This is a genomic window from Streptomyces sp. NBC_00012 (genome assembly GCF_045040875.1).
In the GTDB taxonomy this organism is placed as follows: domain Bacteria; phylum Actinomycetota; class Actinomycetes; order Streptomycetales; family Streptomycetaceae; genus Streptomyces.
Window position 1 is genome coordinate 2,601,938 of record NZ_CP108309.1, and the last position, 13,260, is coordinate 2,615,197.

General features: G+C 69.8%; 11 protein-coding genes. 8 read left to right on the forward strand and 3 right to left on the reverse strand.

The annotated features are described in order from the left end of the window. Nucleotides 1-4 precede the first annotated feature (4 nt). Nucleotides 5-193, reverse strand: a complete 189-nt coding sequence (locus OHA19_RS11930; RefSeq protein WP_405716819.1) for a hypothetical protein — start codon at nt 191-193, stop codon at nt 5-7. A 580-nt stretch (nt 194-773) separates the two neighbouring features. On the opposite strand from OHA19_RS11930, the gene OHA19_RS11935 reads away from it, so the two are divergent. The 8 genes from OHA19_RS11935 (at nt 774) to OHA19_RS11970 (ending at nt 11,256) form a co-directional block, all read left to right on the forward strand. Next, complete coding sequence (locus tag OHA19_RS11935; protein ID WP_405716818.1) at nt 774-4,505, forward strand: nitrate- and nitrite sensing domain-containing protein; 3,732 nt, start codon at nt 774-776, stop codon at nt 4,503-4,505. Between the two features lie 9 nt (nt 4,506-4,514). After that, a complete protein-coding gene (locus OHA19_RS11940) occupies nt 4,515-4,928 on the forward strand; it encodes a roadblock/LC7 domain-containing protein (RefSeq protein ID WP_259934900.1) in 414 nt (137 codons plus the stop codon). A 133-nt stretch (nt 4,929-5,061) separates the two neighbouring features. Then, entirely contained in the window at nt 5,062-5,469 is a 408-nt protein-coding gene (locus OHA19_RS11945) for a DUF742 domain-containing protein (protein WP_003966010.1), read from the forward strand. After that, a complete protein-coding gene (locus OHA19_RS11950; protein WP_072487286.1) occupies nt 5,450-6,031 on the forward strand; it encodes an ATP/GTP-binding protein in 582 nt (193 codons plus the stop codon). The genes OHA19_RS11945 and OHA19_RS11950 overlap by 20 nt, the downstream gene beginning before the upstream one ends. A 347-nt stretch (nt 6,032-6,378) precedes the next feature. Then, nucleotides 6,379-9,558 carry a nitrate- and nitrite sensing domain-containing protein gene (locus tag OHA19_RS11955; RefSeq protein ID WP_405750179.1) on the forward strand — a complete coding sequence of 1,060 codons (3,180 nt, stop codon included), beginning with the start codon at nt 6,379-6,381 and terminating at the stop codon, nt 9,556-9,558. A gap of 10 nt (nt 9,559-9,568) precedes the next feature. Next, nucleotides 9,569-9,982 (forward strand): roadblock/LC7 domain-containing protein, encoded by a 414-nt coding sequence (locus tag OHA19_RS11960; RefSeq protein ID WP_006127847.1) that lies wholly within the window; start codon nt 9,569-9,571, stop codon nt 9,980-9,982. An 85-nt stretch (nt 9,983-10,067) separates the two neighbouring features. Next, complete coding sequence (locus OHA19_RS11965) at nt 10,068-10,694, forward strand: DUF742 domain-containing protein (RefSeq protein WP_405750181.1); 627 nt, start codon at nt 10,068-10,070, stop codon at nt 10,692-10,694. Beyond that, nucleotides 10,675-11,256 (forward strand): ATP/GTP-binding protein, encoded by a 582-nt coding sequence (locus OHA19_RS11970; RefSeq protein ID WP_014048542.1) that lies wholly within the window; start codon nt 10,675-10,677, stop codon nt 11,254-11,256. The genes OHA19_RS11965 and OHA19_RS11970 overlap by 20 nt, the downstream gene beginning before the upstream one ends. Before the next feature lie 74 nt (nt 11,257-11,330). Here OHA19_RS11970 and OHA19_RS11975 read toward each other — a convergent pair whose 3' ends face one another. Together OHA19_RS11975 and OHA19_RS11980 are read right to left on the reverse strand one after the other, a co-directional pair. Beyond that, nucleotides 11,331-11,534, reverse strand: a complete 204-nt coding sequence (locus tag OHA19_RS11975) for an acyl-CoA carboxylase subunit epsilon (protein ID WP_266729473.1) — start codon at nt 11,532-11,534, stop codon at nt 11,331-11,333. Nucleotides 11,535-11,600: 66 nt separating this feature from the next. Then, the gene (locus tag OHA19_RS11980) at nt 11,601-13,184 is read right to left on the reverse strand and encodes an acyl-CoA carboxylase subunit beta (protein ID WP_405716815.1); all 1,584 of its coding nucleotides are present in this window, start codon (nt 13,182-13,184) and stop codon (nt 11,601-11,603) included. Nucleotides 13,185-13,260 lie beyond the last annotated feature (76 nt).

Genomic DNA, 13,260 nt, shown 5'->3' on the forward strand with positions numbered 1-13,260 from the left:
CGCGCTACTCCGCCGCGGCGGCGGGGACCGGGGCGACCATGAGGATGGTGCGCCGGGGGTTGGCCGTCTGGGTGGGCAGGACCACGGCGTGCTCCGGCCGCTCCGCCGTCCGCAGCTCGTCGGCGTCGCTCAGGTGCGCCAGCGTGGTGCGCCGGGGGTTGGCAATGTTGCGGAACATCATCGTCGTCTTCATCTGCCGTTCGGACCCTGTCGGTACGGGCGCCGCCCGGAGGGGCGCCGGTTGTCGGATTTGCCATCCCTGTAAAGCGTCAGGCTAAACATCCGATTCCCTCAGGAAGCCCGGAAGAGACGACGATCATCATGTGAGTTTGCTCACGAAGCGACAGACAATTCCCCCATTCCAGGCGGCCAATCATGTCGACAGAAACGGACATTACGTAACTGAATCAGCCATTCCGCTCCTGATCATGTCGACTGGGACACCCTCCGGGCTTCGCCGATTCGCCAGTAATCATCCGCTTTATCCGTGATCACGCTCCACGGCTTGTTACTCAGTCATCACAACGCGTCACCCCGGTCACGGCCCGGCACGGGGCCCTTGTTGGAGATCCGGCACTGTGCTGGAATTCCACGCACCGCCGCGGGTTTCAAGCCGGCGCGCAGGGGCGCAACGGAGCGCCGAGTGGCGGCGGGAAGGGGAAGAACGCCGGTCACTCACGACCACCATGGGGGCGGGTACAACGCCCCCACGACGCCGACACCGTCCGACCGCCCACAGCGGGGGGACGCCTGGTCCAGAGGTTGCGACGCTAGTGCAGGGACGTTTCAAGAGGGATGGCAGCGCTGCGGCGGAGCAGGAGCCGCACGGCGGGACCGACCGCGGCTCCTCGGCCCAGCACGCCCAGAACCCCGGGCCTGCCGCGGCGGGCGACAGCGGCGACCGTGCTCAGCGCCCCGGTGCCACGGCGAGCGGCGACGTCGATCCGATCACGCCGCTCAGGTCCCGGGGGGCGTCCGGCTCCGGCTCGCGAGTCGCTCTTCGCAACTGGCGCATCAGCACCCGTCTGGTCTCCCTGCTCGCCCTTCCCGTGGTCGCCGCGACCACGCTCGGCGGTCTGCGGATCAACGAGTCCATGAACGACATCCAGCAGCTGGATCACATGCAGCTGCTGACGAACATGACGAAGCAGGCGACGGCGCTCGCCCAGGCGCTCCAGGAGGAGCGCGACCGTTCGGCCGGTCCGCTGGCCAATGGTGTGAAGGCCGACGACTTCAAGGTCACCGAGCCCCGCAAGAAGACCGACCGGGCGAAGACGGCCTTCCTCGACGCGACGACCTCGATCGGCGACCCCTCCGGCGACGAGGCCCTCGAAGGCATCTTCTCCAGCGTCAACCAGATCGCGAGCCAGCTCGCCGACATCCGGAGCATCCGCAAGACGGCGTACGTCAAGGGCAGCCCGAGTCTCCAGACCGTCGACCGGTACAGCCAGCTGATCACCTCGCTGCTGAGCCTCTCGCAGGACATGGCGCAGGCGACCAGCAACTCGGAGATGATCAAGCGGACCCGGGCGCTGGCGGCCTTCTCCTCCGCCAAGGAGTACGCCTCGGTCCAGCGCGCGATCATCGCCGCGGCCCTGCCCGGCGGGAACGACAAGCAGCCGCACCTCGACGAGAACGACAAGCAGTTCGGCAACGCCGCGCTGCGCAAGGAGCGGTCGGCGCTCACCTCGTTCAAGGCCGTGTACACGGCGACCGGCAACAACGCCGATGAGCTGACCGCCACGCTGGACGAGGGCAACCCCGAGATCAAGGCCGCCGACGCCTACGCCAGGAAGGTGCTGGACACCCCCACGGGCCTGGAAGGCACCGCTCGCCGTTCCTACTTGGACTGGTACGACCAGAGCTCCACCAAGATCGGGGCGATGAAGACCATCGAGGAGACCCTCCTCAGCGACATGGAGGGCAAGGCCCGCGAGCTCCGCGACGAGTCGAAGCGCGAAGCGATCATCAGCGGTGCGCTCATCCTGCTGGTCCTCGGCGTCTCGCTGGTCGGTGCCTTCGTCGTCGCCCGGTCGATGATCCGTTCGCTGCGGCGGCTCCAGGACACGGCCACCCGCGTCGCCCAGGACCGGCTGCCCGAGCTCGTCAAGCAGCTCTCCGAGGCCGACCCGCAGGACGTGGACACCTCGGTCGAGTCCGTCGGTGTGCACTCCCGGGACGAGATCGGCAAGGTGGCCGCGGCCTTCGACGACGTGCACCGCGAGGCCGTCCGTCTCGCCGCCGAGCAGGCCCTGCTCCGGGGCAACGTCAACGCGATGTTCACCAACCTCTCGCGCCGCAGCCAGGGCCTCATCCAGCGTCAGCTCTCGCTCATCTCCGAACTGGAGTCGCGCGAGGCCGACCCGGACCAGCTCTCCTCGCTCTTCAAGCTCGACCACCTCGCGACCCGTATGCGCCGTAACGGCGAGAACCTCCTCGTCCTCGCGGGCGAGGAGCCGGGCCGCCGGTGGACCCGCCCCGTCCCGCTGGTCGACGTGCTCCGTGCCGCCGCCTCCGAGGTGGAGCAGTACGAGCGCATCGAACTGGCCGCGGTGCCCGCCACCGAGGTCGCCGGCCGCGTGGTCAACGACCTCGTGCACCTGCTCGCCGAGCTGCTGGAGAACGCCACGTCGTTCTCCTCGCCGCAGACGAAGGTCCGGGTCACCGGTCACGCGCTGCCCGACGGGCGGGTGCTGGTCGAGATCCACGACACCGGCATCGGCCTCTCCCCCGAGGACCTCGCCGCGATCAACGAGCGACTCGCCTCGCCGCCCACCGTGGACGTCTCGGTCTCCCGCCGCATGGGTCTGTTCGTGGTCGGCCGGCTGTCCCTGCGTCACGGCATCCGGATCCAGCTGCGGCCCTCCGACTCCGGCGGTACGACCGCGCTCGTCATGCTGCCCGTCGATGTCGCGCACGGCGGCAAGCAGCCGGCTCCCAAGCCGGCACCCGGACAGCAGTCCGGCGCCCCCGGCGGTCTGCTCGCCGGTGGCGGCGCGACGGGCGCGGGCAACGGCTCCCGTCCCGGCCTCGGCGGCCCCGCGTCGGGCCCGGCGGGCCGTCTCCCCTCGGGCCCCGGCGCCTCGCGCGGCCAGGTCGGTGCGGGCTCCGCGCCGCGTGCCGCGCTGCCCTCGCGCGACGGCGGTCCCCGCAACCCGGCGGCCCAGCAGGGCCAGCAGAACTCCGGGTTCCAGTCCGCCGGGCTGTCCGGCACCGGGCCGCAGGACTCCTCCCGCCCGGCGCCGCAGCGTCAGGGCGGCGGCCTCGCCGGCGCCTTCGGCAACGGTGCCCGCCTCGGCGCCCGTGGCCAGGACGACGGACCGGGCCGTACGGATTCCGGCCGTCCCGACCTGTTCGGCCAGCGCCCGGACCAGAACCGCCAGGGCCCGGACCGGCAGGACCAGAACGGCCCGCAGGGCCGCCCGACCGGCCCCGCCCCGTGGCAGCCGCAGCAGGCCCGGCAGAACCCGGCCGGTCAGGACGAGCCCGGCCGTCAGCTGCCCCCGGTCGGCGGCCCCCGTGCCGAGCTGCCCGGCGGCAATCCGCAGCCGCAGCGCCCGCAGACCACCAGCTGGGGCACCGAGGAGCCGTCCGCGCCGCGGCGCACTCCGCTGGACGCCCCGCGCGGTCACGAGGACCCCGAGTCCACCGGTCAGTTCCAGCGGCCGATGAACCCGCCGCTCACGCCGCGGGCGCCCATGGACGACCGGCAGGGCCCCGGCTCCACCGCCGAGTTCGCCCGCCCGGACTTCTCGGCCCCGGCCCCGCAGTCCTATGGCTCGCAGGACCCGTTCGCCCAGGACCCGGCGAGCACCGCGCAGTTCGCCCGCCCCGACTTCGGACAGCCGCAGCAGGCCCCGGCGCGGGACCAGGGCCTGCCGGCCCCGCGTCAGCGCGGCCGGGACGACGAGGACTTCGGTGCCCCGCGGCAGCCCGTCGCGCCCACCGGTGACGCGCAGTACCGTCCGGTGCTGCCGCCGCAGCCGCAGCCCGAGGCGCTGCCTCCGGCGGCCGGCCCCGGGGACGGCCGTACGCCGCTGTACGACACCCTGGAGACGAACTGGTTCCACGGCCCGCAGCAGGGCGGCCAGCAGCCGCCCGCCGAGCCGCAGGCGCCCGCGTCCCTCCCCCAGCGGCCGGCCGCCCCGGAGTCTCCCGCTCCCGTGGCGCCGAACCGCGGCGGAGGCGACACGGGCAGCACCACAAGTTCCTGGCGCCCCTCGCCGAACGATGAACTCGTACGGCAGGCGGAGCGGGTCAAGAAGCCCGCGGCGGGCGGAGTCACCACCTCCGGACTACCGCGCCGAGTGCCTCGCGCCAACCTGGTACCGGGCACCGCACAGCAGCAGAACCATCAGTCCGGTCCTCAGGTGTCACGTGCCCCCGACGATGTACGCGGGCGATTGACCAATCTCCGCCGGGGCATCCAGCAAGGGCGGCAGGCCAACAACGGCCAGTCGACCGGCAGTTTCCCACTCGGCCCCACTCACCAGCAGGAGCGTTAGTTGAGCCCGATGAGTCAGGCCGCGCAGAATCTGAACTGGTTGATCACCAACTTCGTGGACAACACCCCCGGGGTGTCGCACACGGTGGTGGTCTCCGCCGACGGACTCCTGCTGGCCATGTCCGAAGGATTCCCCCGTGACCGCGCCGACCAGCTGGCGGCCGTCGCCTCCGGGCTGACCTCGCTGACCGCGGGTGCCTCCCGGATCTTCGAAGGCGGCGCCGTCAGCCAGACCGTGGTGGAGATGGAACGCGGGTTCCTCTTCCTGATGTCCATCTCGGACGGCTCCTCACTGGCCGTTCTCGCCCACCCGGACGCCGACATCGGTCTGGTCGGGTACGAGATGGCCCTGCTGGTCGACCGTGCGGGCAGCGTCCTCACCCCAGACCTCCGTGCCGAGCTCCAGGGCAGCCTGCTCCACTAGGCGGCCATGGATCGATGACAGACTCGATTGCCCCAGGTAATGCCCCCATCCCTCACCCGTCAGGCCGCTTAGAGCCCCCCACCGGCCCCTTCAGACGGCAAGCCGACGTACTGCTGTCACGCCCGGAGGATTCATGACCCCGCCACCCGCCTCACCCGATCCGTACGGCGCACTGCACCACGCGTCGTACGACGGTGAAGGCGACCAGCCACTGGTCCGCCCGTACGCCATGACCGGTGGCCGGACCCGGCCGCGTTACCAGCTCGCCATAGAGGCGCTGGTGTCCACCACGGCCGACCCCGCGCATCTGGGGACACTGCTCCCCGAGCACCAGCGCATCTGCCACCTCTGCCGCGAGGTCAAGTCGGTGGCGGAGGTCTCGGCGCTGCTGTCGATGCCGCTCGGTGTGGCCCGGATTCTCGTCGCGGACCTGGCGGAAGCCGGCATGGTGGCCATCCACCAGCCGGGCAATGGAGAGGCCGGCGGCGCGCCGGATGTGACACTGCTCGAAAGGGTGCTCAGTGGACTTCGCAAGCTCTAGTGGCGGTGCGGCCCGGGCCACCACCTCGGCGAAGATCGTGGTGGCAGGGGGCTTCGGCGTGGGCAAGACCACGTTCGTCGGTGCCGTCTCGGAGATCAACCCGTTGCGTACGGAGGCCGTGATGACGTCCGCGTCCGCGGGCATCGACGACCTGACGCACACCGGGGGCAAGACGACGACGACCGTGGCGATGGACTTCGGTCGCATCACCCTGGACCAGGACCTGATCCTGTACCTCTTCGGTACGCCCGGTCAGGACCGCTTCTGGTTCATGTGGGACGACCTGGTCCGCGGCGCCATCGGCGCCGTCGTCCTCGTCGACACCCGCCGCCTCGCCGACTGCTTCCCCGCCGTCGACTACTTCGAGAACAGCGGCCTGCCCTTCGTCATCGCCCTCAACGGCTTCGACGGACACCAGCCCTACACCCCCGACGAGGTCCGCGAAGCCCTCCAGATCGGCCCCGACACGCCGATCATCACGACGGACGCGCGGCACCGCGCGGACGCGAAGAGCGGTCTGATCACGCTCGTGGAGCACGCCCTCATGGCCCGGCTCAAGTAGGCACAAGTCGGTATTGCCATACGGTAGTTACCGTAGTCGGACGGGGGTGGACTGTGTCCTTTGACACGATCCACCCCCGTATTCATAACGTTTCGAAAGAGAATTGCCCCGCGTTCGACACCCGACGCATCCGAATGGTGCCACTGCGCTCACATGAGCCCCGCCTTTTGACGGGGCTCGTTCTTTATGCCCGTTTTATCTGAGGTCTGCGCCACTCGGAATGACAGATTCCGACTGTTTGGAACGCGGCCGGTCGCCGTGCTGGAATTCGTCGAACTCCCGAGTAGTACGACCCTGAACGAAATACGGCACAACGTAGGTGCCGACGCCGAGAGGTTGTTGGTCGAGTGAGGCGAAGCAACGCGGGCTCCACGGCGCGGCAGGAGCGGGGCAACTTCACCCCGCCGGCGCGCGCCGCGGCGTCCTCCGCGGACGCGTCCGATACGGCGGTGCCCGGCGGCAGCAGTCGGCTGTCGCCTCGCAACTGGCGCGTACCCACCCGGCTGAACGCGATTCTCCTGATCCCCGTCCTGGTCGGCCTGGTCATGGGCGGATTCCAGGTGAAGGGCTCGATCGACACCTGGCGCGAGGCGCAGGACGCCGAGAAGACCGCGCTGATCGTGCGCGCGGCCGCCGAGTACGGCCAGGCGCTGCTCAACGAGCGTGACCTCACCGCCCAGCCCCTGCTGTCCAACAAGCGGGACGCCGCCGCCATCGGGGAGGTCCGGGCCACCACCGACGCCGCCGCGGACAAGTTCGACGCGGCCGTGAAGGACATGCCGAAGAAGCAGGGCCTGGAGCGGCGTCTCCAGCTGCTCCAGCTTGAGGAGCCCACTCTCCCCGAGCTGCGCAAGGCCGCCTTCGCCGAGGCCATGGACCCGGTGAAGACGGAGGAGGACTACGTCAGGGTCCAGCACTCGCTGATGGAGTTCAGCAACGAGCTGGGCCTGGGCACCGGCAACATCACCAGCTACGGCCGTACGGTCTACGCGATCGAGCTCGCCAAGGCTGCAGAATCGCTTCAGCGCTCCATCGGCATGCACCTGCTGGTGCGTCCGAGCCAGGAGAACGCCAAGTTCGACGCCCAGGTCAAGGCCTTCGGCTCGTACAACTACCTGGAGCAGATCGCGCTCGGCGAGTTCATCTCCGGCGGCACCGAGGCCGACGCGGCCCGGCTGAAGCAGGTCATGGCCGCCAAGGCCGAAGAGGGCGCGAAGGACCTGAAGCAGGCCAAGGAGGAGGCGGACGCCGCTGGGACCCCGTTCGTCGCCCCGCCCAGCATCGACGGCTCGGTCTTCGACGGCATGGCCCAGCAGATCGGTCAGGGCAAGTCGCCCGAGAAGCTGGCCGCGAAGGGCATCACGCCGGAGACCTGGATGGCGGCCGCCACCGCCAAGTTCGACGGCTACACCACGGTCGAGGACGAACTCGTCGACAAGGCGGTGACGGAGGCCGCGGACATCTCGTCCAGTGCCAAGAACGACGCCGTCATCAACGCCGTCGTCGTGATCGTCGCCCTGCTCGCCGCCTTCGTCCTGGCCGGGCTCATGGCCCGGCAGATGAGCCGCTCGATGCGGCAGCTGCGTACCGCCGCCTTCGGGATCGCCGAGCAGCGGCTGCCGATGCTGGTCGACCAGCTCTCGCGGGCCGAACCGGGCCGGGTCGACACCCGCGTCCAGCCGATCCCGATCCACAGCCACGACGAGATCGGCGAGGTCGCCCGCGCCTTCGACCAGGTGCACCGCGAGGCGGTCCGGCTGGCGGCCGAGCAGGCCATGCTCCGGGGCAACGTCAATGCGATCTTCACCAATCTCTCGCGCCGCAACCAGTCGCTGATCGAGGGCCAGCTGACCCTCATCACCGACCTGGAGAACAACGAGGCCGACCCGGACCAGCTGGAGAACCTCTTCCGGCTGGACCACCTGGCCACCCGCATGCGCCGCAACGGCGAGAACCTCCTGGTCCTCGCCGGCGAGGAGCCCGGCCGCCGCTGGAACCAGCCGGTCCCGCTGGTCGACGTGCTCCGGGCCGCCGCCTCCGAGGTGGAGTCCTACGAGCGCATCGAGCTCGCCGGGGTGCCCGAGACCGAGATCCACGGCCAGTCGGTCACCGACCTCGTGCACCTGCTGGCCGAGCTGCTGGAGAACGCCACCACGTTCTCCTCGCCGCAGACCAAGGTGCGGGTCACCGCGACCCGGCTGCCCGACAGCCGCGTGATGATCGAGATCCACGACAAGGGCATCGGCCTCACCGCCGAGGACTTCGCCGACATCAACCACAAGCTGGCCAACCCGCCGACCGTGGACGCCGCGGTCTCGCAGCGGATGGGTCTGTTCGTGGTCGGCCGGCTCGCCGACCGGCACGGCATCCGGGTCCAGCTGCGCCCCTCGGGCGAGCAGGCCGGAACCACCTCGCTGGTCATGCTGCCGGACGCGATCACCCACGGCGGCGGTGGCGAACCGTCCGCCGCGGACGACTTCACCGTCTCCTCGATCATTCCGGAGCAGCAGAGCTTCGAACAGCAGCCGTCCCAGCCGCACATGCGCACGGCGGCGGAGCTCGGCTTCGACGACTCGCGCTACGAGCAGCCCGCGGCGGAGGCCACGCAGCTGGACCCGGTGGGCCGTTCGCTGATGCGTGAGGAGCGCCGGGCGGCCCTGGAGGCTCAGACGGCGGGCGAGCAGCCGCAGTTCGCGCAGGAGGCGTACGCAGACAACCAGTACGGGGACAACCAGTACGGGGACGGCTACGCCCAGGAGCCGCAGCACGGCTCGCAACAGGAGCAGTACGAGCAGGCTCCGTACCAGGGCGGCTACGAGCCCTACCCGGCCGGCACCGGCGTCGCCCAGCAGCCCGGCCAGGGTCTGCCCAGCGGCTATGCGGAAGGCGTGTACGCGGCCGCTGAGGCCCCGCAGCCCTCCTACGAGGAGCAGTTCGCTCCCCAGCCCCACCAGGACGACTGGTCGGATCGCAACGCCTACCAGGGCGCGTACGAGCCTTCGGCACCTGCGGAAGCGGAATCCTCTCCGAGCACCCCCGCGGAGCCGCAGGAGCGCGTAGGCTTCGACCATCCGGGGCCCACGCCCGACTCCGGTCACGAGCTGACCGAAGCCGGTCTGCCGCGCCGGGGCGGTCAGCAGCACTGGCAGCCCACCGGCCGCGGGAACAGCCGGCCCGCCGCCGCGCAGCAACAGCCGCAGCAGGAGGAACTGCCGCAGCAGCCGTCGCCCGCGCAGGCGGACGGGAACGGCTCCGACGACTGGCGCTCGGCCAACGACGAGCGCTGGGAGCGGGCCGAGAAGCTCCGGGAGCCGAAGGCGGGCGGGATCACTCCGTCCGGACTCCCCCGGCGGGTACCCAAGGCCAATCTGGTCGAGGGCACGGCCGAGCAGACCTTGCAGGGCGGCCCTCAGGTTTCCCGTGCCCCCGAGGACGTCCGAGGCAGGTTGAGCAACCTGCGGCGGGGCGTACTGCGGGGACGCAGCGCGGGATCGGACGACAGTAATACCTACAACCAGGAGCGTTAGTGTGAGCCCGATGAGCCAGGCGGCGCAGAATCTGAACTGGTTGATCACCAACTTCGTGGACAACACCCCCGGGGTGTCGCACACGGTGGTGGTCTCCGCCGACGGACTCCTGCTGGCCATGTCCGAGGGATTCCCCCGTGACCGTGCCGACCAGCTGGCGGCCGTCGCCTCCGGGCTGACCTCGCTGACCGCGGGTGCCTCGCGGATCTTCGAGGGCGGTGCGGTGAATCAGACAGTTGTGGAGATGGAGCGCGGATTCCTCTTCATCATGTCCATTTCCGACGGATCATCGCTTGCCGTTCTCGCACATCCGGACGCCGATATCGGTCTGGTCGGGTACGAAATGGCCCTTCTCGTCGACCGTGCGGGCAGTGTCCTCACCCCGGACCTCCGCGCTGAACTGCAGGGAAGTCTTCTTAACTAATAGACAGACAGTGCGTTTCGCGCCACCGGGCCATAAGGTGCGTTGGCGCGGCCCACTGAGACCGGGACCGGCAGGAGGAGGAATCGTGGACACACCGACAGGCGGACACCAGTACGACGGTGGACGACAGGTACCGGGTGAGCACGGCGACAACCGGTTCAACTTCCCCTCCGCACCCAGCGGACAGGGCGCCCAGCAGCCTTACCGGCCCTATCAGCAGCAGCCGCAGCAGCCTCCGAGGCCGCCGCACGACGCCCGGCAAGGTCCCGGGTGGTCCACGCAGCGTCCGCACCGCTACGACTCGCCCCAGGCGCCCCGTATCCAGCCGGTTCAGCCGCGGCAGGCCCCCGAGCCTGTCGCGCCCGCCGCGCACAATCCGCTGGTTCGTCCGTACGCCATGACCGGCGGCCGGACCCGACCGCGCTACCAACTCGCCATTGAGGCGTTGGTCAGTACCACGGCCGATCCGTCCCGGCTGCAAGGGCAGTTGCCCGAGCACCAGCGGATCTGCCGGCTGTGCTTCGAGATCAAGTCGGTCGCCGAGATTTCGGCACTGCTCTCGATCCCGCTCGGCGTTGCCCGGATCCTCGTAGCCGACCTGGCTGAGGCCGGACTCGTCGCTATCCATCAGCCCGGCGGCGACGAGTCCGCCGGCGGCCAGCCAGATGTGACACTGCTCGAAAGGGTGCTCAGTGGACTTCGCAAGCTCTAGCGGCGGAGCAGCCCGCTCCACTACCTCGGCGAAGATCGTGGTGGCAGGGGGCTTCGGCGTGGGTAAGACCACGTTCGTCGGTGCCGTCTCGGAGATCAATCCGCTGCGCACCGAAGCCGTGATGACGTCCGCGTCCGCGGGCATCGACGACCTGACGCACACCGGGGACAAGACCACCACGACGGTGGCGATGGACTTCGGTCGTATCACCCTGGACCAGGACCTGATCCTGTACCTCTTCGGTACGCCCGGTCAGGACCGCTTCTGGTTCATGTGGGACGACCTGGTCCGCGGCGCCATCGGCGCCGTCGTCCTCGTCGACACCCGCCGCCTCGCCGACTGCTTCCCCGCCGTCGACTACTTCGAGAACAGCGGCCTGCCCTTCGTCATCGCCCTCAACGGCTTCGACGGACACCAGCCCTACACCCCCGACGAGGTCCGCGAAGCCCTCCAGATCGGCCCGGACACGCCGATCCTGACGACGGACGCGCGGCACCGCGCGGACGCGAAGAGCGCGCTGATCACGCTCGTGGAGCACGCCCTCATGGCGCGCCTGCGGTAGCGGCCCCACGGTCCGGACACACGGAAGGGCCCCGCACTCCCGAAGGAGTGCGGGGCCCTTTCGCGCGTGGTGTGTCAGCCCTGCCAGGAGTGCGGGGCGCGGAAGCCCGGCGTGCGTTCCAGGCGGCGCCACCCGGCGGTGTTGCGGCCCCGGTGGGCGGGGGGCGTGGCGGGCTGGGCCGCGGCGCGGGCGAGCAGGACCGCGGTTATCGCGGCCAGTTCCTCGGGGTCGGCAAGGCCCTTCTCGACGCGCAACACGGACTCGGCAGCAGTGCTCATGGGTTGTTTCTCCGTCTTCTCGGCAGGTCTTCGCGGACTCGGCAGGGGTACTGCGGGGAGTGCGGACTACTGCGGCGGGTTGCCGTGCTTGCGGGACGGCAGGTCGGCGTGCTTGGAACGGAGCATGGCGAGCGAGGCGATCAGCACCTCGCGGGTCTCGGCGGGGTCGATGACGTCGTCGACCAGGCCTCGCTCGGCTGCGTAGTACGGATGCATCAGTTCCGCCTTGTACTCCTTGACCATGCGCTTGCGCATGGCTTCCGGGTCCTCGGCGTCGGCGATCTGCCGACGGAAGATGACGTTGGCGGCGCCCTCGGCGCCCATCACCGCGATCTCGTTGGTCGGCCAGGCGTACGTGAGATCCGCACCGATGGACTGGCTGTCCATCACGATATAGGCACCGCCGTAGGCCTTGCGCAGGATCAGCGAGATCCTCGGCACCGTGGCGTTGCAGTACGCGTAGAGCAGCTTCGCACCGTGCCGAATGATTCCACCGTGCTCCTGATCGACCCCGGGCAGAAAGCCGGGTACGTCCAAAAGAGTGATGATGGGGATGTTGAATGCATCACACATCTGGACGAAGCGAGCCGCCTTCTCGGAGGCTTCGATGTCCAGGACGCCGGCCAGCGACTGCGGCTGGTTGGCGACGATGCCGACAACCTGGCCGTCCATCCGGGCCAGGGCGCAGACGATGTTGCGGGCCCAGCGCTCGTGGATCTCCAGGTAGTCGCCGTCGTCGACGAGCTCCTCGATGACCTTGTGCATGTCGTACGGGCGGTTGCCGTCCGCCGGGACCAGGTCGAGCAGGACGTCGCCGCGCCGGTCGGCGGGGTCGTCGCTCGCGGCGGTGGGCGGGTTCTCGCGGTTGTTGGAGGGCAACATCCCGATCAGGTAGCGGACCTCGGCGATGCAGGTCTCCTCGTCGTCGTACGCGAAGTGCGCGACGCCCGAGGTCTCGGCGTGCACATCGGCGCCGCCGAGTCCGTTCTGGGTGATCTCCTCACCGGTGACCGCCTTCACGACGTCCGGTCCGGTGATGAACATCTGCGAGGTCTCGCGGACCATGAACACGAAGTCGGTCAGTGCGGGGCTGTAGGCCGCGCCGCCCGCGCACGGGCCGAGCATCACACTGATCTGCGGGATCACACCCGAGGCCCTGGTGTTGCGCTGGAAGATGCCGCCGTACCCGGCGAGCGCGGAGACGCCCTCCTGGATACGGGCGCCGGCGCCGTCGTTCAGCGAGACCAGCGGGGCACCGGCCGAGATGGCCATGTCCATGATCTTGTGGATCTTCGTGGCGTGGGCCTCGCCCAGCGCACCGCCGAAGATCCGGAAGTCGTGCGCGTACACGAAGACCGTGCGGCCCTCGACCGTGCCCCAGCCGGTGATGACACCGTCGGTGTACGGCTTCTTCTCCTCCAGGCCGAACCCCGTCGCCCGGTGCCGGCGCAGCTGCTCGACCTCCTTGAACGAACCCTCGTCCAGGAGCAGCGCGATGCGCTCACGCGCCGTCAGCTTGCCCTTGGCGTGCTGCGCCTCGGTCGCCCGGTCACTCGGTCCGCGACGGGCCTGCTCACGCAGCGCCAGCAGTTCGGCCACACGGCCACGGGTGTCGCTCGGCTCGCCCGGGGTTTCGTCCACAACGGTCATGTACCGACCCTACGAAGCCTGGCAAGTAAATCCTGCCGTCGACTCTGTACAGTCTCGTGAGCCGTTTCCTGGTGGA

Excerpts from the sequence above, each read along its gene's own strand:
- OHA19_RS11930 (WP_405716819.1), bottom strand. The coding sequence starts at position 193 with ATGAAGACGACGATGATGTTCCGCAACATTGCCAACCCCCGGCGCACC.
- OHA19_RS11940 (WP_259934900.1), top strand. The coding sequence starts at position 4,515 with ATGAGTCAGGCCGCGCAGAATCTGAACTGGTTGATCACCAACTTCGTG.
- OHA19_RS11945 (WP_003966010.1), top strand. The coding sequence starts at position 5,062 with ATGACCCCGCCACCCGCCTCACCCGATCCGTACGGCGCACTGCACCAC.
- OHA19_RS11960 (WP_006127847.1), top strand. The coding sequence starts at position 9,569 with ATGAGCCAGGCGGCGCAGAATCTGAACTGGTTGATCACCAACTTCGTG.
- OHA19_RS11975 (WP_266729473.1), bottom strand. The coding sequence starts at position 11,534 with ATGAGCACTGCTGCCGAGTCCGTGTTGCGCGTCGAGAAGGGCCTTGCC.
- OHA19_RS11980 (WP_405716815.1), bottom strand. The coding sequence starts at position 13,184 with ATGACCGTTGTGGACGAAACCCCGGGCGAGCCGAGCGACACCCGTGGC.